Annotated in this window: 19 protein-coding genes and 1 pseudogene; 7 read left to right on the top strand and 13 right to left on the bottom strand. The window is 66.5% G+C overall.

Going from position 1 to position 20,300, the window contains the following annotated elements; all coding sequences use genetic code 11:
- Positions 1-194 precede the first annotated feature (194 nt).
- From JOF44_RS02380 to JOF44_RS02390, 3 genes are read left to right on the top strand one after another with little or no spacing between them, the layout of a single operon-like run.
- On the top strand, positions 195-1,628 hold the full coding sequence (locus tag JOF44_RS02380) for an MFS transporter (protein ID WP_209886909.1): 1,434 nt from the start codon (positions 195-197) through the stop codon (positions 1,626-1,628).
- Positions 1,625-2,689 (top strand): LacI family DNA-binding transcriptional regulator, encoded by a 1,065-nt coding sequence (locus JOF44_RS02385; RefSeq protein WP_209886911.1) that lies wholly within the window; start codon positions 1,625-1,627, stop codon positions 2,687-2,689. The genes JOF44_RS02380 and JOF44_RS02385 overlap by 4 nt, the downstream gene beginning before the upstream one ends.
- A gap of 53 nt (positions 2,690-2,742) precedes the next feature.
- Positions 2,743-4,257, top strand: coding sequence for a sulfatase family protein (locus JOF44_RS02390; RefSeq protein WP_209886913.1), 1,515 nt, complete (start codon positions 2,743-2,745; stop codon positions 4,255-4,257).
- A 62-nt stretch (positions 4,258-4,319) separates the two neighbouring features.
- On the opposite strand, the gene JOF44_RS02395 is transcribed toward JOF44_RS02390, so the two are convergent.
- Together JOF44_RS02395 and JOF44_RS02400 are read right to left on the bottom strand one after the other, a co-directional pair.
- Positions 4,320-6,077 carry a sulfatase gene (locus JOF44_RS02395; RefSeq protein ID WP_209886916.1) on the bottom strand — a complete coding sequence of 586 codons (1,758 nt, stop codon included), beginning with the start codon at positions 6,075-6,077 and terminating at the stop codon, positions 4,320-4,322.
- Positions 6,078-6,112: 35 nt separating this feature from the next.
- On the bottom strand, positions 6,113-6,724 hold the full coding sequence (locus tag JOF44_RS02400) for a PadR family transcriptional regulator (RefSeq protein WP_209886919.1): 612 nt from the start codon (positions 6,722-6,724) through the stop codon (positions 6,113-6,115).
- Between the two features lie 245 nt (positions 6,725-6,969).
- Between JOF44_RS02400 and JOF44_RS02405 the strand changes: the two genes are divergently transcribed.
- Positions 6,970-8,328, top strand: coding sequence for an MFS transporter (locus tag JOF44_RS02405; protein ID WP_209886922.1), 1,359 nt, complete (start codon positions 6,970-6,972; stop codon positions 8,326-8,328).
- Positions 8,329-8,693: 365 nt separating this feature from the next.
- Here JOF44_RS02405 and JOF44_RS02410 read toward each other — a convergent pair.
- The 7 genes and pseudogenes from JOF44_RS02410 to JOF44_RS02440 form a co-directional block, all read right to left on the bottom strand.
- A pseudogene (locus JOF44_RS02410) lies at positions 8,694-8,852 on the bottom strand (IS256 family transposase); the annotation flags it as partial.
- Positions 8,853-8,983: 131 nt separating this feature from the next.
- Complete coding sequence (locus tag JOF44_RS02415; RefSeq protein ID WP_209886924.1) at positions 8,984-10,162, bottom strand: M14 family zinc carboxypeptidase; 1,179 nt, start codon at positions 10,160-10,162, stop codon at positions 8,984-8,986.
- Positions 10,159-11,112, bottom strand: coding sequence for an alkaline phosphatase family protein (locus JOF44_RS02420; RefSeq protein ID WP_209886927.1), 954 nt, complete (start codon positions 11,110-11,112; stop codon positions 10,159-10,161). The genes JOF44_RS02415 and JOF44_RS02420 overlap by 4 nt, the downstream gene beginning before the upstream one ends.
- 59 nt (positions 11,113-11,171) lie before the next feature.
- Positions 11,172-11,999, bottom strand: coding sequence for a carbohydrate ABC transporter permease (locus JOF44_RS02425; RefSeq protein WP_209886931.1), 828 nt, complete (start codon positions 11,997-11,999; stop codon positions 11,172-11,174).
- Positions 11,996-12,937 (bottom strand): carbohydrate ABC transporter permease, encoded by a 942-nt coding sequence (locus tag JOF44_RS02430; protein ID WP_209886934.1) that lies wholly within the window; start codon positions 12,935-12,937, stop codon positions 11,996-11,998. The genes JOF44_RS02425 and JOF44_RS02430 overlap by 4 nt, the downstream gene beginning before the upstream one ends.
- The gene (locus JOF44_RS02435) at positions 12,934-14,253 is read right to left on the bottom strand and encodes an ABC transporter substrate-binding protein (RefSeq protein WP_209886936.1); all 1,320 of its coding nucleotides are present in this window, start codon (positions 14,251-14,253) and stop codon (positions 12,934-12,936) included. Before JOF44_RS02435 ends, JOF44_RS02430 begins: the two co-directional genes overlap by 4 nt.
- A 33-nt stretch (positions 14,254-14,286) precedes the next feature.
- Complete coding sequence (locus tag JOF44_RS02440; protein ID WP_209886939.1) at positions 14,287-15,678, bottom strand: FAD-dependent oxidoreductase; 1,392 nt, start codon at positions 15,676-15,678, stop codon at positions 14,287-14,289.
- 239 nt (positions 15,679-15,917) lie between these two features.
- Between JOF44_RS02440 and JOF44_RS02445 the strand changes: the two genes are divergently transcribed.
- The 3 genes from JOF44_RS02445 (at position 15,918) to JOF44_RS02455 (ending at position 17,711) form a co-directional block, all read left to right on the top strand.
- Positions 15,918-16,910, top strand: a complete 993-nt coding sequence (locus JOF44_RS02445) for a sugar-binding transcriptional regulator (protein ID WP_209886942.1) — start codon at positions 15,918-15,920, stop codon at positions 16,908-16,910.
- A gap of 17 nt (positions 16,911-16,927) precedes the next feature.
- Positions 16,928-17,260, top strand: a complete 333-nt coding sequence (locus JOF44_RS02450; protein WP_209886945.1) for a 2-oxo acid dehydrogenase subunit E2 — start codon at positions 16,928-16,930, stop codon at positions 17,258-17,260.
- A gap of 133 nt (positions 17,261-17,393) precedes the next feature.
- Positions 17,394-17,711, top strand: coding sequence for a DUF2795 domain-containing protein (locus JOF44_RS02455; protein ID WP_209886948.1), 318 nt, complete (start codon positions 17,394-17,396; stop codon positions 17,709-17,711).
- 159 nt (positions 17,712-17,870) lie between these two features.
- On the opposite strand, the gene JOF44_RS02460 is transcribed toward JOF44_RS02455, so the two are convergent.
- From JOF44_RS02460 to JOF44_RS02475, 4 genes are all read right to left on the bottom strand, one after another.
- On the bottom strand, positions 17,871-18,677 hold the full coding sequence (locus tag JOF44_RS02460) for an FUSC family protein (protein ID WP_342591642.1): 807 nt from the start codon (positions 18,675-18,677) through the stop codon (positions 17,871-17,873).
- 57 nt (positions 18,678-18,734) lie between these two features.
- Positions 18,735-19,076: a hypothetical protein gene (locus JOF44_RS02465; protein WP_209886951.1), complete on the bottom strand. Its 342-nt coding sequence runs from the start codon at positions 19,074-19,076 to the stop codon at positions 18,735-18,737.
- Between the two features lie 88 nt (positions 19,077-19,164).
- Positions 19,165-19,587, bottom strand: a complete 423-nt coding sequence (locus JOF44_RS02470) for an organic hydroperoxide resistance protein (RefSeq protein WP_209886954.1) — start codon at positions 19,585-19,587, stop codon at positions 19,165-19,167.
- Between the two features lie 170 nt (positions 19,588-19,757).
- Positions 19,758-20,300 (bottom strand): hypothetical protein, encoded by a 543-nt coding sequence (locus JOF44_RS02475; protein ID WP_209886957.1) that lies wholly within the window; start codon positions 20,298-20,300, stop codon positions 19,758-19,760.

A 20,300-nucleotide genomic window follows, 5' to 3' on the forward strand; every position in this document is an offset into this window, starting at 1 on the left:
TGCGCAGCTGGTCGGCCGCTCGTGGCAACGGTCACGAGTGCTCAAAGGATTCAGCATTGGTTTCAAACGTTTGAGTTCCTACAGTCAAGACTCGCGACCCGGTGATCGTTCCGAAAGGAACGGATGATCTGCCGGCCCCTCGCCGCACACGCGCCGCGCCCCGCCGTGCATGCCGCACGCCTCAAAGGAGAGACATGACCAGACCGACGATCGCCGCACCACCTCGCCCGCACACGCCGATCCGTCCGTTCGGCGCCCGCGACAGGATCGGTTACCTGTTCGGAGACCTCGGGAACGACTTCACGTTCATCCTCGCCTCGGCGTACCTGATGGTGTACTACACCAACATCGCCGGGCTCGAGGCCGCGCATGTCGGGCTGCTCTTCCTCGCCGCGCGCCTGGTCGATGCGTTCACCGACATCGGCTGGGGACGCTTCCTCGACCGCCATGTCCCCTCCGCGAAGGGGCGGTTCCGTCCCTGGGTCGCACGAATGGCCGTGCCGGTCGGCATCGCGAGTGCGCTGATGTACGTGCCGTTCACGGCCGACTGGGCGTACGGCGCCAAGCTCGCCTACGCCGCCGTCACGTATCTGCTGTGGGGATCGGTCTTCTACACGACGACGAACATCGCCTACGGCTCCATGGCCTCCGTGCTGACGATCGTCCCGGGCGAACGCGCCTCCCTCTCAGTGTTCCGCGGCATCGGCGCGAACATCGCCGGGCTGTTCGTCTCCCTGGTGCCGCCGCTCCTCATCTACACCATGGTCGACGGCCAGTCGCAGCTGGACGGCCAGCGCATGTTCCTCACCGCGATCGTGTTCTCGGCCCTGGCCGTCGTCTGGTACCTGCTGTGCACGACGAACGTCCGCGAGCGCGTGGCCGCCCCCGTCGGAACGGTCGAACGCCGCTCCCTCCTCAAGCTGGCGCGCTCTCTCGTGAGCAGCAGACCGCTGCTCACCCTGATCGCCGCGAACATCATCATCATGCTCGGTGCCCTGCTGATGGGCACGATCGCTGCCTATCTGTGGCTGTACCACTTCAACGACGGCGCCCTCTCCGGTCCCGCACAGCTGACCTCCTACCTGCCCGGCTTGCTGCTCTCGCCCTTCGCTGCGCGACTCGCGGCGCGCTTCGGCAAGAAGGAGGTCGTCACCGTCTCGCTGATCCTCGCCGGCGGCGTGTACATCGCCATCTTCGCGCTGCACATCACCTCGGCCTGGGTCTTCATCGGGGCGTCCTTCTTCGCCGGCTTCGGCATCGGCTTCTACAACCTGATGGTGTGGGCTCTCGTCGGGGACATCATCGACGACGAGGAGCGGCGCAACGGAGAGCGGGACGACGGCACCGTCTACGCCATCAACACGTGGGCTCGCAAGCTCGGACAGGCAGCCGCGGGCGGGCTCGGCGGATTCGCGCTCACCCTGGTGGGCTTCCAGTCCGGTCAGAGCACCCAGAGCGGAGAGACCGCCGACGGGATCTATACGATCGCCACCCTGGTGCCCGGCGTCCTCTTCCTGGTTGCCGCGGCGATCCTGCTGTTCCTCTACCCGCTCAATCGTGCTCGCGTGGATGCCAATGTGGCAGAGCTCGCGCGGCGACGAGACGAGAAGGAGTCCGAGACCCGATGACGCGTCCCCCCGCTCGCCCCACCCTCAAGGACGTCGCCTCGGCCGCGAATGTGTCGATCTCGACCGTCTCCTACGCTCTGAACGATCAGTCCCAAGTGCGGCTCGCCGCAGATACGCGCGCCAGGGTCCGACGCATCGCGAAGGACCTCGGCTACACACCGAACGGCATCGCCCGTTCGCTGCGGGCCCGCTCGAGCCGCACCGCGGGCGTGGTGATCAGCAAACCGTTGACCAACCCGCGGTACGCCGCCATCGTCCAGGGAATCGGCACCGCTCTGACCGAGCTCGGTTTCCGCATGTCGGTGCTTCCGGACGTCACCGGGGAGTCGTTCCTCGCGGACTGCCGCAGCGGGGTGCTGGACGGTCTGGTCTTCGTGGGACACGACGATGTAGAGCTCCCGTCCTCGCTGGCAGCGGCCGCCGCCGACGGCTCCTCCCCACTGGTGACGATCGACTGTGGGGCGCCGGAGGCGGACGCGACGTACTCGAGCGTCGATTTCGCCTACGAGCGCGGAGCAGAGGGGATGATCCGGCGTCTCGCCGAGCAGGGGATCACCACGATCCTGCACCTGCGTCCCGAGGTCCCTTCACGGGCGGAGCGGCAGCGCCAGGCAGCCATGATGCGTGTCCTGGGCGAGGTGGACGGCATCACGCTCCGGGTGATCAGCACCGGGCTGCGCGATGAAGATCTGCGACAGGTCGAGCGCTCGCCCGAGGCGATCGAGCCCTATCTCCGCACGAAGACCGCACGGCTGGCGTCGGCGCTGGAGTCGGTGGAGAGCGCCCCCGAGCGGACCGCTGTGCTGTGCTCCTGGGGCGCCGACGTCGAAGCGGCGCTCTCCGTTGCGCGCACCCGAGCGCCGGGGGTGACCATCGCGTCTCTTGCGGCAGGCGTGCCCCGGGTGGAGCTGTGGGACGAGCTGGTGTACTCCAGCCTGCCACTGGTCGACGCCGGGCACCGCGCAGCACACCTCCTCGCAGCGGTGCTGAGCCACGACCCGATCTACGAGCACGTGCTGCTGGAGCCCGTGCTCACGCCACCGGCCGCCCCTCGTCGCTGAGCCCGCAACCGCGCCTCACGCCTCCCTCCTGGCTCCCTTCCGAAAGGACCCTCATGACCCGTCCGAACATCGTGTTCGTCATGTCCGACGACCACGCCGCCCACGCGATCTCCGCCTACGGCAGCCGCGTCAACAGCACGCCCCACCTCGACCGGATCGCGCAGGAGGGCACCCGCATGGATGCGGTCTTCTGCACCAACTCGATCTGCAGCCCGTCCCGGGCCTCGATCCTCACCGGCACCTACAGTCATATCAATGGGGTCTCCTCGATCTGGACCGAGATGGATTACCGCGTGCCCACCTTCGTAGACTGCCTGCACGATGCGGGATACCGCACGGCCCTCTTCGGCAAGTGGCACCTGGGCGAGCACGGCGCCTCTCGTCCTCGCGGGTTCGATGAGTGGAAGATCTTCCCCGGTCAAGGCGACTACGTCGACCCGGAGATGATCGACGAGAGCGGCTCTTCGACGGTCGAGGGGTATGCGACGGACATCGTCACGGATCTCGCGATCGACTGGCTGGACGAGCAGGCCGACGACGGGCAGCCGTTCTGCATGATGGTCCATCACAAGGCCCCGCACCGCCCCTGGGTCCCGGACGAGAAGCACGCCCATCTGTACGCCGACGGCTCGATCCCCGAGCCGGAGACCTTCTTCGATGACCTCGAGTCGCGCTCTCAGGCTGTGCGCGGCGTGCACATGACCATCGCCGACGACATGGGCGCCGATGATCTCAAGAGCGAGGTGCCCGAGCATCTGCGCGGCGAGGAGAACCGCGAAGCGCGCATGCGGTGGAAGTATCAGATCTATATGCGCGATTACCTTCAGTGCATCCAGTCGATCGACGACAACGTGGGCCGCCTCCTCGACCATCTCGATGAGAAGGGTCTGCGGGAGAACACCGTCGTCGTGTACACCTCGGACCAGGGATTCTTCCTCGGCGACCACGGCTGGTTCGACAAGCGCCTGATGTTCGACCAGTCCCTGCAGATGCCGATGCTGATCCGCTGGCCGGCCGAGATCGAGGCCGGCTCCCGCTGCGAGGCGATCATCACCAACGTCGACTTCGCCGCCACTTTCCTGGATATGTGCGGTCTCGATGCCGCTGAGGCACTACCCACCTCGCAGGGGCGGAGCTTCCGCCCGCTTCTGCGCGGCGAGCAGATCGAGGACTGGCCCGACGCCGCCTACTACCGCTACTGGGAGCACGACGACCCGATCCACCACGCCCCCGCGCACTACGGGATCCGCACCAAAGATCACAAGCTCATCCACTATTTCGGTGCGGGCCTCGGCGTGCCGGGCGCCTCGCAGAGGGTCTTCCCCTCCGAATGGGAGCTGTACGACCTCGCTGCGGATCCCACGGAGGTGAACAACGTCGCGGACGACCCCGCCTACGCGAGCGCGCGCGCTGAGTTGGAACAGAAGCTCGCCGAGTACCAGGCGCACTATGCGGATGAGCCGTATCGCGGGGAGGGCACCCCGCACCCTGAGTGGGGCCCGTACGACGAGGAGGTCTTCGCACGGGTGCGGGAGTACGTCGCACAGATCGACGCGACCAGTCGCTGACACCTGGACAACGTCGAGCCCGGCGAGGGCCTCTCCCTCGCCGGGCTCGCGCATCGACATGCTCAGGCGCTTACGAGCGCCTCTCCGACTCGCCGCAGCTGATCGACGCTGATCGCACCGTGTGCCGCCAGGTCGTACAAGCTCATGCCCGGCGGCACGGAGACGGCCTCCGTCGCCATGACGGACGACGCCTCGGCCTCGAGGGCAGCCCGGCCGCGGGTGGTGCCGGCCAGGTCGAGCAACGGTCCGGTCAGCAGGCCAGCGGCGGGCAGATCCTCGAGCCTAGGCATCGGTACGGCCATGTCCTGGACGCGTCCGGCATGCCGTCGCACAAGCAAGTGCTCCGGGGACACCTCTCCCTCGGCGGGCAGCCCGAGCCGTTCGAACTGGCTTCGGGGCGCCTCATTCGAGCGCATCGCCTCAACCAGCATCTTCGTCATTCGCAACTCCACCTCGTCATCTTGGAGGGGGTCGAGCTGTTCGGGATCTGCCTCGAGGTCAAACAGCACGCTGCCGTGCTGCCACGAGTTCATCCAGCCGCCTTGGGCCTCGACCCGGATCGTGCGCAACCCCTTGGTAAACGTAAAGGGCTCGGCGGGAATCCAGTCCTGGAGCTCCGCCGGGCTGAAGCGCGAGCGCATGTGCGTGGGCATCAGCGTGAACTCCTCCAGCGGTCCGTTCTCCGGCGCTGAGGCGGACCGCATGTAGACGTACCGTCCATCCGTGATGTTGACGTGGCCACCATAGATCCCGAAGAGCGCCGGACGCGTCGTGCCCGCGGAGGCGTCTGACGGGGCGACGCCGAGGTCCGTGCCCTGCATGTCAGGCGTCGGCTCGATGCCGAAGTAGCGCAGCAGGGTCGGCGCGATGTCGATTGTCTGCGCGAGGTCGCCGCGACGGATGTCCGCGGCACCGCTGCGTGGATCCCACAGGAACATCGGCAGGTGCACCAGCTCGTTGAACCACGGCTGCACGGACTTCGCCCACCAGCCGTGCTCCCCGAGCAGGAAGCCGTGATCAGTGTTGACGATCAGCATTGTGTCATCCCACAGACCCTGCTCGTCCATCGCGTCGAGCACCCGACCCAGCGAGCGGTCGCACATGATCACCAGCGCCGCGTACTCCCGGCGCGCATGCTCGACCTGTGCCTCAGGCTGCGTGACCTTCTGATATCCGGGCCAGTCGAACTCGGGACCGTCGTATTCATGGGGGTAGAGGTCCTTGTAGTGCTGATGGGTAAAGAACGGTTCGTGTGGGTCGAACAGCTCGATCTGCACCATCCAGTCGTCCGTCGCCGCGTTCGTCTCGACGAAGTGCAGGCCGGCGTCCACCGTGCGGGTCTGAGAGTGCTCGGATTCGGTGGGCATGTAGCTGCGGTTCACGCGGTCCTGGTGGACCATCTGCTGCCCTAGCGGGGTGTCGCGCGCATCGGAGGCGACGACGCCCTTCCACGGATCACCCTCCTGCCCGCGAAAGAACTCCCAGGTCGAGTAACGGGTGTGGTACGTCGCCCCTCCGTCTTCCCAGTAGTGTGGATGGTCGGAGGCGAGGTGGGTGTGGATGCCGTGTTCTTTGAGGATCTGAGGCATCGAGTCGTCGAAAGGTTCGAGGGGACCCCAGGAGCGGTGCAGGAAGTTGTAGCGCCCGGTGTGCATCTCTCGTCGTGCGGGCATGCACGGCATCGAGCCTGCGTAGAAGTTGTCGAAGGTGACGACCTTTTCGGCGAGCCGTGCGAAGTTCGGCGCTTCGACGATCGTGTCGCGATACTGCTCGAGCATGTGTCGATTGAGGCTGTCGAACATCAAGATGATGGCCTTCATTTGGCTCTCCTTCGTCCAGTGGCGGCGGGCGATGATCAGGCGTCGCCGGGGGGTTGCGCGAACCCGAGGGCGGGTCGGCGCGGCATGGTCTCGGGCGCGTCGAGGAGCTCTCGACGCAGGGTCGCGACGGAGTCGATGTGGGCGTCCATCGCGGCCGCACCGTTGTTGTGGGCCCATTCGCCGACAATGTCCGAGAGCTCGTCGTCGAAGGGCAGCACCGGCGTGAGTTCGAGGCCGCGGTCGCGGTGGCGATACTTGGCAACCTCCCGTGCCCGCGCATCAAGCTCAGTGTCGAGCAGCAGGATCAGCTCGTCCCGGGACATGAAGCCTGCGAACGCGAGTCGCGCCGACAGCTCCGGGTCGACGTGCCGGGAAGGTGGGGGGTATGGACCCGTGAGCCAGTCGAGGAAGACGGTCGCGCCCTCCTCGGTGAGAAAGTACCGCTTGGCGTCCGTGGCGCCGGGGCGTGGCTCCAGCTCGTGGAGTGCCCATCCGTTGCGCTCCATGGTCGCCAAGGAGCGGTAGACCTGACTCATCTGGGTGTTCGACCGCAGGAAACGGCCGTGGGTGTCCATGTACTTCTTCAGGTCGTAGCCGGTGCGTGGATGCATCGCCAGCACCCCGAGCAGCAGATGCTCTAGCTTCATTGCCTACCTCCTCCATGAGAACCCAAGAACCATGACACATGTGCCATGCATCCGCAAGCCGCCGCATGGCCGCCACCGTCACGGACAGGCGCGCCGGACGCGCTTGACCAAGCATTCGCTTTGTGTCATCGTTTTCGCCAATCGGTATGACTCAAGTGTCATGGAATCGTCGAGCGCAGGCGCTCACCCTCCATGCTTCGCGCCGACATTCCCTCCCACGCCTGACGACGACGACAGGAGCTCCTATGGCCCATTCCGCCCCGACCTCACCACCGGTCGCTGCCCCGCCCTCCGGTAGTGAAAGGACCGTCCCCCACCGCTGGCGCAACCTCGCCACCCTCACCGGGTCCACCGCCGTGGATAGCACCGAGGGCAGCATCACCGGCACACTTTTCCCGAGCATCGCCACCGCACTCGGCCTGAACAGTAGTCATCTCGGCACGATGACCGCACTCGGCAAACTCGCCTCAGCCCCGGCGGGTCCACTATGGACCTGGCTGGCCTCCATTACCTCGCGCAAGAGCGTCTTGGTAATCACTTCGCTCCTCGGCGGCGCGTTCGGCGTCGCGTCTGCCTTCAGCCAGGGCTACGTCGCGCTGCTGGTGCTAAACGTCCTGATGGCGGCGTCCCTCGTTGGCGGCTCGCCCGTCGGTAACGCGCTGATCCTGGACTCCTTTTCCGACAAAGACCGGGCACGCGCAGTCTCCTACTTCTACGGCGCGGTCAACGGCATCACATCCCTCATCGGGCCTCTGATCGGCCTGTTCACCCGATCCGACGAAGGATGGCGCTACGGCCTGATGACGATGGGCGCCATCGCGATCGCAGCGGGACTGGCCCAATGGGCCCTCATCAAGGACCCGGGCGTCGGAGCCTCCGAGCTGGAGTTCGCCGACCTCTCAGCCTCCCGTCGCCCACCGGAAAAGACCTCGATCGCTTCGATCCTGAGCCTGTTCAAAGTACGTAGCTACTCGATCATGATGCTCTCGCGCCTGCTGTCGGGGCACCTGCTCATCTCCGTCTTCGGCGTGACGTTCCTTGTCAATGAGCGCGGCTTCACCAACGCCACCGCAGCAATAGTGCTCGCCCCCTTCGGCATCGGCTATCTCGTCGGCACTCTCGGCGGTGGCGCTCTGGTCGGTTGGCTCGACCGCAAGATGCCCGACCGCGGACGAATCTGGTATATTCAGGCAGCGCAGCTTGGCTTCGCAGTGGCTGCGCTCATCGCATCGCAGTTCGACCTCGGTAGCATCGGTTTCTACTCCGTGCTGTGGGCCTTCATGGGAGCAGCCCAAGGACTGAACCCGCCGGTAAACAGGCCGATCGTCGCTTCGGTCATCCCTCCCCAAAGGCGTGGCCAGGCGATGGCCGTGTTCATCACAGTCTTCGAGACGATCGGCTGGGCAGTCTTCTCGATCGGAGCCGGCCAGCTCGCCACCACGTACAGCATCCAGACCGTGTTCCTCTGGGTCCTCGTCGTCCTGATGATCGTCAATGCACTGGTTCTCGGTCTGCTGCACTTCACTTACCCGAGGGATGTCGCGGCCGCACGTGCCGAACGAGAGCGCGAGCGCACCGCCGCACTGACAGACAACGCGACGTGACCGTGGGGCAAACCATCTGCGATGAAGCAGCACGACTGATCTTCAACTCGCATAACGGTCCGGCTGACCCCAACGATCTGAAGTTCCGTGATCTATCAGGGCGAGCAAAGCCAGCCACTGACGCGAGCGCTGGCGTGTAAGAACATTCTGCTCAGTGCAGGGCGGGCAGCGCACCACCGCCGCTCCCCGCCTCCTCATCTCCGCTGTCGGATCTCCCGCCCACTGGTGACGCTGCGTATCCGGCATCCCAGAGACTGAGGAAGCATCAATGAGCAGCTCGAGCAACTACCAGGCCCTCACCGGCTCCGGTCAAGTCCCGGGTAGTGGTGTAGCGGTGTTTTCCTTCGATGTTCCGGGGGTAGGGGTCAGGCGGTGAGGGTGTCCAGGCGGTCTGCAGGGGTCACCTCCTGATGGTCGGGGCTGGCGGCGACCAGGAGGAGCTGGGAGCGGCGGAGGACGTCGAGACCGAGGTAGCGGCGTCCCTCTAACCATTCATCGGTCTGCTCGGCCAGGACCACGCCGCCACATCTCGGTACGAATGCGGTCGGTCCAGAACCGGGTCGGTTCGATCAGCTGGATGTAGCGTCCTGTCACGGGTTGCGGTTTCGGTGGACACGGGTTGCATTCATAATCCCAGCGGACACAAGGTCGCGCATCAGTCCCTATTCCTCTCTGCAAGGTGCAGGGAAAGCGACCTGGCGAGGGCAACGCCGAAGGCACGGGCGCTGGCGTCGTCGACCTCGGCACCGTGGGCGTCCGCGTAGGGAAATTCGAACACGGCGTGCGTCCCGACGTCCACCCGGTCGGCGAGGAACGCGTCGAGAGAGGTCAGGGGAATGTCTCGGCCGTCGCGGCTGATGTAGTTCGCGGGGCCGTTCCAAGCGGTGCCGAAGGGCAGATCGTCGGCGCGCCGGTACGGCAGGGGGCCCGCGGCGGTCTCCTCCTCGAGAGCTGCGGCGAGCCGTTGCACCGCATCCCAGTTCTCGGCGCCCTCGGAGCCGACGAAGTAGCCGCGCTGATTCGTCGGGCCGGCCACGTTCGGGCAGTGCAGGTCGAGCACCGCGTCGAATCGTCCGGTGTCCTCGATGAGCTGCGAGATCGCGCGGGTCTCGGGGTACAGCCCGCCCTCGGGCCCGTAATCCCGGGCGTGGTCGTGAGGTGCTCGATTCTTGCCCTGGTCCCCGCGAGCGACACCGTCGACATCGACGACGGGGACGACGACGAACTCGACGTGTTCCCTGAGCCAGTGCGCGTACTCGGCAACGCCCGAGAGTACCTCGGCCATCAAACCTTCCAGGACGTGGCTGGCCATCATCTCGCAGGCGTGATGGCGGCAGGTGAGGAGAACACGACGGTCCTGGGTGCCGTGCAGGTTCCCGAGGCGGAGGAGGTCCACACGGCGTCCTCGGTCCGAGCGAGTCAGCAATCCGCGTTCGAGGGCGGAGTGCGCGGCGTTCGCCGTGAGGAAGCGCTCGAGGTGCTCCGCGGTGTAGGACATCCCGAAGGACAGCCGCAGCTCGGCGGCGTGCTCCGGAACCGACAGGGTGAATTCGTCCCCGGTGACAGCGTCCGCTCCGAGCCATGTCCAGTGGCGCCCGCCGTCCTTGCTGACCGCTGGCCCGCGCACGCCGATCCCGGGACCGGCATCACGACGGACCTGCACGGTGAGGTCCCGGCCCGCCGCTCCGCGCACGCGGATGCACCAGTAGAACCAGTCTCCGAGCGTGTCGCGCAGGTCGGGGCGGAGCTCGATGCGATCTGCCCCGACGTGCTCGATGACCGCGTTGCCGCCGGGGAAATCCGTATCCACCTGCACGGGCCGCTCTTCGTTCATCGGGTGTGCAGATCCGTCCCTGCGTGCCGTGCGGACGGAGGTAGCCCCAGGTGGGCGAGCGCGGTCGGTGCGATGTCGATGTTCTCGGCCGTCACGGCCCAGCCCTCGGCGCTGCCGGCCCGGGGAGCACCGCCGGCCGGGAGAGGCTCGCCGATCGGAGGCGCGCCGTCGCCGAGAATCGCGCCGACGACGAATGATTGCCGCTCCTCCCAGGACCCCTTCCCGTGGCCACCCTCGTCGAGATGCCCGTGATCGGTGGTCACCATGAGCAGCCACCGCTCGGACGCCCAGGTGGGGCGGGCTCGCAGTGCAGCGACCAGGCGCCCGAGCCGCTCGTCCTGCCGGAGGATCGCAGCGTCGTACTCGGTGCCGACCCCGTGCTCGTGGGCGATCTGGTCGGTCTCCCCGAGGTAGACGAAGGCGATGTCCGGGTCCTCGTCCCGGAAGTGACGCTCGGCGGCCTCCAGGATGATCGGGTCGGTCTCGGTGAACTTCCCCGGGAACTCCCGGCGGTCCACCCAGTCGACGGTGCCCACCCCGGGGCCGAAGAGCGGGCCGGGTCCGAAGTCCGTCCCGAAGATCAGCGCGGAGGCCGCCCCGTACGTGTTCAGCTCCGGACGTGCGCAGAACGCCGTCGTGAGCAGCTCGGGATAGCGGTGGAGGCGGTTGAGCTCCTCCTCGTTGCCCATCACGCCGTGGGCATCGGGCCAGACCCCGGTGAGGATCGTCGACCAGCCGACCGCCGTCACCGTGGGCGCCACGTCGATGTCCGGGAGGGTCGTGCTCCACCAGCGGCCCTGGGCCGCCAGGGCGCTCAGCGCCGGCGGCGCGAGCTGGCGGGCCCGGTCGTCGCGGACGCCGTCCCAGCCGACGACGAGGACCTTCGGCCGGAGCCCGCCATCGTCGGGCCGGCCAACCGCTGGATTCGTCCCTGCCTCGGGAAGCTTCATGGTCGTTCCTTTCCGGACTGCGTGCGGAGGATGGGTATCGTGCGTGTCCGTCGGCGGCGTCATCCCTTCACCGCGCCGGCGACGAGGCCTGCCTTCAGCTGGCGCTGGCCCACGACGAGCACGACGAGCGTCGCCGCCATCACCATGACGGTCGTCGCCATCACGAGAGGCCAGGCGGTGGTCGCCTCGCCTTGCAGGCTCCGCAGGCCGATCTGCACCGTGCGGACCCGTTCCTCGCTCGTCACCAGCAGGGGCCACAGATAGGTGTTCCACGTCGTGATGAACGTGTACACGGCGAGCGTCGCGAGCATCGGTCGGTTCAGGGGCAGCACGGTGGAGACGAAGAATCGGAGCCGCGTGGCCCCGTCGACCTGCATTGCTTCGTGCAGCTCGTCCGGCAGAGTGCTGAACGCCTGTCGCAGGAGGAAGATGCCGAAGGCCATCGCGAACGAGGGCACGCTGAGTCCCTGGAAGGTGTTGAGCCAGCCAAGATTCCTGATGGTCTGGAAATTGACGATGATCGTGGCTTCCCACGGGATCATGAGGGTTGCGAGAACGATCGCGAAGAGGATCCCGCGGCCGCGGTACCGGATGAAGGTGAACGAGAACGCAGCCATGCTGCTGGTGATCAGCACGGCAACAGTCACCGCGCTCGCCATGATGAGGGAGTTGGCAAGGTATCGCAGGAGGGGGAAATTCTTGAAGGCGTCCGCGTAATTGCTGAACTCGAGCGGCCACGACGGCAGGACGGCGCCCGCGTTGAAGTCGGTCTGCGTCATGAGACTGGCAGCGATCGCGTACAGCAGCGGGAACGTCGTCAACAGTGCTGCCACGCACAGGGCGACCCACACGAGGATCCGGGAGAGAGGTCCTTGGGAGAGTTTCACTGGTAATGCACCTTCTTCGACCCCACCCGGTACTGCACGGCCGTGAGGGCCATGACGACGAGGAACAGGATGATGGTCTGCGAGCTGGCATATCCGATCTGGTTCTGCACGAACGCGTTTTGATAGATCTCGTACACGATGAGGTTCGTCGCCCCCGCGGGGCCTCCGCCGGTGAGGATGTCGATCTGCCCGAAGGACTGCAGCGAGTTGATGACGAGTACGACGCTCACGAAGAACAGCACTGGCGAGAGCAGCGGGAGGGTCACGTGTCGCAGCTGCTGACGGCGGCCAGCCCCGTCGATCGCAGCGCTCTCGTACAGCTCCGTCGGAAGGGCCTGGAGCCCTCCGAGGAGCACGATGAAGGTGAACCCGATGTGCATCCAGATGGTGGTCAGGGCCACGGAGATGAGCGCGATGCGGGGATCGGTGAGCCATCCGAACGTGGGGAGGCCGGCGGCACCGAGGGCGGTGTTCAGGATGCCTTGGCTGGGGTGGAAGATGAGTCGCCACACGACCGCGGCAGCGGCCGAGGAGATCGCCAGCGGCATGGCATACACGGTCCGGAAGAGCCCGATGCCGCGGATCTTCTCGTTCGCGAGGAGTGCGAGGACGAGAGCAACCACCATCGTCGCGGGAACCACCATCACGGTGAACAGCAACGTCGCCCACAAGCTCGACTGGAATCCCTCCGACGTGAGATTCGAGATGTAGTTCGTCAGCCCGATGAACTGGGTGGGGATCCCGCGCACATTCGTTCTGAACATGCTCAGCCATCCGGTCTTGATCGCCGGGTAGAAGAGGAACATCGCGAAGATCGCCAGGGCGGGCGCGAGATACAGGATCCCGCTCCCGAGATTCCTCCACTCCTTGCGCCGACGGATCGCCCGGCGTTCCGCCGGCATCGGTGGCAGGACTGGTGCGCTGTCGCCCGCAGTCATCCGTTCGCCTTGTTGTACTTCTCCAGATCCGTATCGACCAGGTCGGCGGCCTTCGTCAGCTCCTCCGTGGTGTCCCCGCCGTCGTACACGGCCTCCCAGGCATCGGCGATGTAGCTGTCGGGGGACACCCCGGAGAGTGGACTACGGGTATCGGGCGAGTCGCCCGTCTCCTGCACGAGCTTGTTCGCCGTCTTCATCGCCGGGATCTTCTCCATCGCGTCCCGGAGGACGTCCTCGTCCCATGCGGACTCGACCACCGGGAAATACCCCGTGTTCGCCGCCCATCGGGCCTGGATCTCGGGGGAGACGAGGAATTTCACGAGTTCGAAGGCGGCTTGCTGGGTCTCTTCAGCAACATTCTCGAGAATCGCGAGGCCGTTTCCGCCCGGCGACGCGGTGAGCGGTTCGACGTCGTCGGGCACAGGGAGGGGCATGACATCGAACGCGAAGGTCGCGGCCTGTTCGTGCATCATGGTCGCGGCCGTCGTGTCCGAGATCATGGCAATCTTTCCCGAGTACCAAGGTTGGCGCAGATTGTCGAAATCGCGGCCATAGTTGCCGAGGATGCCCTCATCGAGCATCTGCTGGAGCCAGGTCATGATGCCGACTCCGGCCTCCCCGTCGAACTCGGCGGCAGTCGGCGCCCCCTCCCAGCCGTTGGCGTTGTTGAGCAGCGGTTCGCCCTGCACGCTGTTCAGCGTGGAGAAGACACTGCCGTTGATGAGGACTCCGGCGCCCTCGTCCAAGTCGAGCTTCTCCTTGAGGGTTCTTGCTGCGTCCGCGAACTCCGAATAGGTGCGCGGCGGATCGTCGGGATCGAGGCCGGCCTCCTTGAAGGCGTCGACGTTGAAGAAGATGACGTTGTTGGACGCTGAATGGGGCATGTACTGGAGGGTGTCGTCGACGGTGTACACGCCGCGAGTGGCCGGGAGGAGCTCATCGGCATCGAAGCTGTCGTCGGCGTCGACCAGTTTCTGCATCGGAGTGATCATGCCGGCGTCCAGGGTCTGGCGAAGATTCCCCATCTGCATGATGTCCGGAGCGTCGTCGGTGCCGACCACCTGCATGAGCTTCGTGTACGCCTCTTCGTACATGCCCTGCTGGGACTCGTTGACGATGATCTCGTCCTGGCTCTCGTTGAACTCCTTGACATAGGCCTGCAGCTGTTCACCGTTGTTCCCGCGCATCGAATGCCAGAACGTCACGATGATCTCGTCGTTCTCCCCCCTCTCGGCTTTCGGGGCCCCACTGCACGCAGTGAGGGTGAGTCCGGTGGCTGCAGCCACGGTGGCGAGGTGGAATGCGCGGCGTCTCATCAGGGGGTCCTTCCCAGAGGGTGGATACGGGGGTCAGAGCATCGATCTGTCCCGGGCCAGCCGCTCACCGAGGTAAGCACCTGCCTCCAGGAGTCGTTCTTGCAGTGCGCGGACATCGACGTCGCGGGGCGCGATGCCGCCACGGGCGGCCTGGGCCGCCGCGGTCCCGGCGGCCTGGCCCAGGGCGAAGGCCGGGGGCATCACGCGGATCGCCGCGAGCGCCTCGTGCGTGCCGGAGATGCACCGGCCTGCGACGAGCAGCCCGTCGACCTCGGCCGGGACGAGGGCACCATAAGGGATCTCGTAGACGTTCGCGGTCGTCGGGATGTCATCGTCGAAGGGGCCGTCCTTCGACGTCGGGCTGTGGATGTCGACCGGGTAGCCGGCGACAGTGACGACGTCCTCGAAGGCGCGTGCCTGCACGAGGTCGTCGAGGGTGATCTCGTACGTCCCGACGATCCGGCGCGTCTCCCGCACTCCGATGGTCGCGGCCGTGTCGAGCAGACGGCTGCTGCCCATCCCGGGCAGCTCGGCGCGGAAGAAGTCGAGCAGGTCGAGAACTTGCCGACGGGCCTCCACCTCGGCTCGGGTCAGGTCATGGACATCGGTCCCGTCGACCCCGGTGACGCGGGTCGTGTTGACCCGCCACACGCCCGGCTCGAGGGTCTTGAACAGTTGCACGCCCCGCCGGGGCAGGCTGTACGTCCCGTCGCGGTGCGCCTTCTCGACGAGGGACTCGAAGGGGAACCGCTCCTCGGGGTGCTCCGCCTGGTAGGCGGCAACGGCCTCGTCGTCGACGTCGCGGACCCGGAAGAACAGCGTCATCGGCTGCACGGTGCCGTCGGACTCCCGGCCGTAGCGGAATTCCGCGCGGGCGCGGGCCGCGACGTCCCCATCGCCGCTGGCATCCACCGTCACGGTGGCGGGCAGGAACGACATCCCGCCCTTGTGCGCGACGACCGCGCCGGCGACCCGACCGTTCTCGACGACGGAGTCGACCATCATGCTGTGCAGCATCAGCTCCACGCCGGCGTCGAGGGCCATCTCGAGAGCGACGCGCTTGGCCACTTCGGGATCGAAGGGGGTGACGGCCTCGTGGCCGTAGGTCATGAATCCCGCGAAGGGGCTTCCGCCCACCGTGTGCGACGGATGCACGGCACCCCCGAGCGACTCCATGGTGCGTACGAACTCGTCGAAGATCCCGCGGATCAGCTGCGTCTTACCGTCCAGGGAGAACGAGGTCATGCACGGCCCGACGAGGGCGCCGGTGAGGTTACCGCCGAGATATCCGTACTGCTCGACGAGCCGCACCGTCATCCCTTCGCGAGCGGCGGCCACGGCGGCGGCGAGACCGGAGGGTCCGCTGCCGATCACGAGCACATCGGTCGGTGACTCGACGTCGATCTCCCGGGTGTAGGTGCGCATGCTGTCGTCCCTTCCTCCCGGCCTCCACCGAGGTGTTCTCCGGGCGATTTACTGGGCGGAGGTCAGCGCCCATCGGTTGCCCCATCGTGCCGACCTCGTGATCGCCTTCTCAATGGAGTTGGACGGATGTTCATGCGGTGTTACCCGGCTCCATCGCCGAAGACGTAGCGTCTTACAGCTCGGTGAACGGAATTGCAAAGGCGGCACCGTGCCGGGATCCGGCCTGGCATCATCAGGACATGACACGTGCCGGGTCCTCACCGCCGCAGCTTCCCCACCCCGGTGATGAGGACCGTGCGCTGCGCGCCGCCGTCGCGTACCACCTCGAGGGAAAGACGATGGATGCCGTCGCCCGCGAGCTGCGGGTCTCCCGGGCCACGGTGTCCCGGCTCCTGGCTCGTGCTCGCGAGACGGGGATCGTCGAGATCACCGTCTTCACCCCCGGGGCGCGGGCCTCGCAGCTCTCGACGGAGCTGCACGACCGTCACGGGGTCGAGGCTCTCGTCGTCCCCCTCCAGGAGCGGATTCCGGTCGAGGAGCGGCATGCGCGGACCGCCGAGGCCGCCGCAGATGCCCTGCGGCAGGTGGTCACCTCCGATGGGGTGCTCGCCGTCGCCTGGGGAACCATGACGCACGCGATCAGCCTGCACCTGCATCCGAAAGCCGTGACGAACTGCTCCGTGGTGCAGGTGAACGGGATGGGGAACAGCGCCGGGATCGGCGTGCACTACGCCCACGCGATGATGGACCGCTTCGGCCATGCCTTCGGTGCCCGGGTGCAGGAGAATCCCCTCCCGCTTTTCCTCGATTCGGCCGAGGTCGCGGCGATGCTCCGGGCCGACCGCCTGCTCTCCGGGGTGACGCAGGCGATCGAGACTGCGGATCTGTTCCTGTTCAACGTGGGCACGGTGACGGGTGGGGTGCCCAGCGCACCCCACCTCTACGGGAACTACCTGGGGGACGCCGAATACGACACTCTGCGAGAAGACGGGGCCGTGGCGGACATCGCGACAACGTTCTTCGACGCGCAAGGGCGCACCGACCCGATCCGGCTCAACGCTCAGAGCACGGGACCCGATCTCGATGCTCTGTGCGCCGTCAAGCGCAGGATCTGTGTGACCTCCGGGGTGCACAAGGTCGAAGCGCTGAGCGCAGCCCTTGCCGGCGGGTACATCACCGATCTCATCATTGATGAGCACACCGCCCACGCTCTGCTCGATGCCGAGCGGTGACGCTGGAGCGCCAGCGGGTGCGACATGCGTTTGCGGGCGACCTCGCGACCCGCGCACGCGACGGGAAGCTGGAGCCCGACGAGTATCACGGCAGCACGTTCAGCATCAGCAACCTGGGCATGTTCGGCATCGATGACTTCGACGCCATCATCAATCCGCCCGAAGCGGCGATCCTGGCCGTCGGCACCGCCCGGCAGGAGCCCGTGCTCCGGGACGCAGAGCTGGGCAGCCGCACCATCATGACGCTGACGTTGACCGTCGACCATCGCGTCCTCAACGGCGCCGTCGCCGCGGCCTTCCTCCAGGAGGTGCAGGCGGTCCTGGAGGAACCGCTGCGCATCGTGGTGTAGCCGACCGTACGGTCGAGACCCTGAGGAACCTGCAGCGGGATCGCAGAAGACGAGTATCGGCATTCCCGGACCGTCGCAGCCGCGTTACCGTCGAGGATCGACGCACTAACCGAACTGCACAGAGAGGATGACCATGGCACTCACAGACCCGCAGCAGGCTCGCACGTGGCTCGACGGAATCGACTTCCCCGCCGACAAGCAGCAGCTGGTCGCTCACGCGGAGCAGAACGATGCGCCGCAGGACGTCGTCCGTGCTCTTCGTGCGATGCCGCCGGTTGAGTACGGGAGCATCGGCGAGGTGTTGTCGTCGGTGACGGTCCGTGATGATCAGAGCGACGCCGAGAAGGCGAGCCAGGCCCACCACCACGCCCACAGCGGCCTTGCTGAGCAGGAGCGTGAGACCCCGATCAACCCCATCGTCGACGAGCTGGGAGAGAACCGCGGCAGCTGACCGAAGCCCGGTTCACCAGATGCCCGATCGCAGCTTCATCCACCGGGGAGGGGCCGGATGATGCGTCGTCCGGCCCCTCCCCCATACTTCGCGTTCGCGTGATGCGCGGTGGCCTGTTCGAGCAGCGGGCCGAACCCGGCCGGTAGCTGTGAACGCACTTCACCGACGACGGCGATGTGGCGCATGCTCGACAGGAGGGAGCCGTACAGCGGCCAGGTCTCCTCGGGGAGACCCTGGTCGTCTCCCATCTCCCGTGCGAGAGCGGTGATGCGGTCGTAGATCGGATCGGACGTTCGCGTCGGGACCGGCAATGGCATGTTCGGCGTCGCGGACGATGGCTCTCCATCTCTCGCGGAATCGTTCGTCCCAGTCGCCCTCGGAGTAGGCGGACTGCCACGCGGTGTCCAGCTCCTCGCTCATCGACTCGGTCTCTTGCCGCCATGCGTCGCCTTGTCGGTCTCCCAGGAGGTGGAGAACTCGTCGGCCATGTTGATGAGGACGTCGCCCATGCGACGGCTGATGCTGTCCACGTATCGCGCGGCCTGCTGATCGCGCAGCGGGGGAATGATCAGCAGGTTGGCGAGGACCCCCGATCGCCATCCCGACGCCGACCTCGATGATGCGGTCCAGCAGCAGGGGCTGCTGCTCGGAGAAGCCGCTGCCGAGGATGAAGATCGCCGTGGTCGCGATCGCGACACTTTCGTCACGGATCCATGAAAGTCGCGCTCCGGCAAGCCCGACGAACAGTGCCAGGGCGAAGGTCCACACGTTCACGCCGAGGTAGGCACCGATCAGGAACGACAATCCGACGCCGATCGTGGAGGCCACCGTCGTATGCGCGCCCCGCGACAGCGACCGGTGCATCGTGGCATGCACCGTCAGCAGCGCCGTCCACGGAGCCAGGAACGGCAGCATCGAATCCAGCACCTCGCGGGAGAGCCACCACGCGGCGGTGGCCGCGACCACGCTCTTGAGGATCTGCAGCAGATCGGTGCTGAGTTCGGGCCGGCGTACGAGCTCTCGTCATCGCGTCATGTATCCCCTTCTCGTGGAGCGGTTCTCCCGGCCGATCAGCCGTCGGCTCGGGGTGATGGGGCGATATCCGGGCCAGCCATGACCAGTCATAGGGGGCAGGGGGTTAGCGCGAACGGACCGGAGAGCAGCGGTCTGGAAGAACAGCGCGGCGGCCCGGCTGATCGGCACCCGTCGCCCGGCCAGCAGCAAGAGCGCACTGCCGAGGGTGATCTCGACGACGCCCGAGGCCACCACCACGGTGTCATCACTGAGTGGGACGAACTCCGGCACCTGCGCGGTGAACTCCTCGCGGGCCACGGTGAGATGGCTGATGCCGGCGACGACGAGCATGCCTCCCAAGCCGCTCCGCGCGAGAGTGCGGGGCTGTCCGGTCGAGGTGGCCGGTGCCGCCGGGCGGGCGAGCCATGAGCGGCGATGTTCAGTCGTCGGAGACCGTCACCGAGACCTCGATGTTGCCGCGTGTGGCATTCGAGTAGGGACACACCTGATGCGCCGAGTCGGCGAGTTCCTGGGCCTGTTCGTGCGCAATGCCCGGGATGACGACCTCCAGCGTGACGGCCAGCTGGAACCCGCCCTCGCCGTTCGGCCCGATCTGCACGCGTCCGCCGACGCTGGAATCGGTGATCGCGACGTCCCGGGCGCGCGCCACCCCCTGCAGGGCGGAGTGGAAACAGGCGGCGTACCCCGCGGCGAAGAGGAGCTCGGGGTTGGCGCCGTTCCCGGAGCCGCCCATCTCCTTCGGCACCGCCATGGTCAGGTCGAGAGTGCCGTCGGGCGTGGTGACGCGGCCGTCGCGGCCGGCGCCGGTGGACAGCGCTTCGGCGGTGTAAAGAGTCTCCATGGTGTTCTCCTGGATGTCGTGGTGGGTCTTGCGGAGCGGATAGATGGTCTAGGGGCAGCGGAAGACGGCGGCGGTTGACCGACTATAGCGACGCGCACGATGTCATCACGGGCCTCCTGAGGAGGCGGAGTGGGTATAGGACACCGCCTTTCTCGCCGCACCTCGTGGCGTCACGGATGGTGCCCCGCCTCTTCGAGGTCCAGCTCCAGCAGATCACCCATCGTGACGGCGAGGCGAAACGGCGATCGTGGCCGTCGACGCCAGCTCCGCCTGAGCTGATTGACGGCGCTCGACGACGAGACCACGATGAACGAGGTCGCCGCGCTGGCGGCCTGAGACGTGAGGGCCGAGGAGCTGGTCTCCGGGGCCGAAGATCCGAGGAGGCAGCCAACGATGGGGAAGACCAAGAAGCACATCCGGACTCCCTGGTCCATCCTGACAATAGGATCGAAGGGCAACACAAGAAAACGACGGCGACCGGGAAAGTTCACGGCCACCACATGGCGAGCGAGCAGTTCGAAGAAAGTTCCGAGGCAGAGCCGACGAAAGAACTTGCTCAGGAGGTAGGTCACGGACGCAGAACGCCGGAGGGTGCGCCCCTCGATCATCTCGTCCACGTGGACAGCGATGACCTCACCGTCCATGGCCGCCGCACGACGAGCGGAGATGTCATGGAGTCGCAGGTCGTCCCTGACCCACCAGATGCTGCGCAT

The sequence above is a fragment of the Brachybacterium fresconis genome (genome assembly GCF_017876515.1).
GTDB classification, from domain to species: domain Bacteria; phylum Actinomycetota; class Actinomycetes; order Actinomycetales; family Dermabacteraceae; genus Brachybacterium; species Brachybacterium fresconis.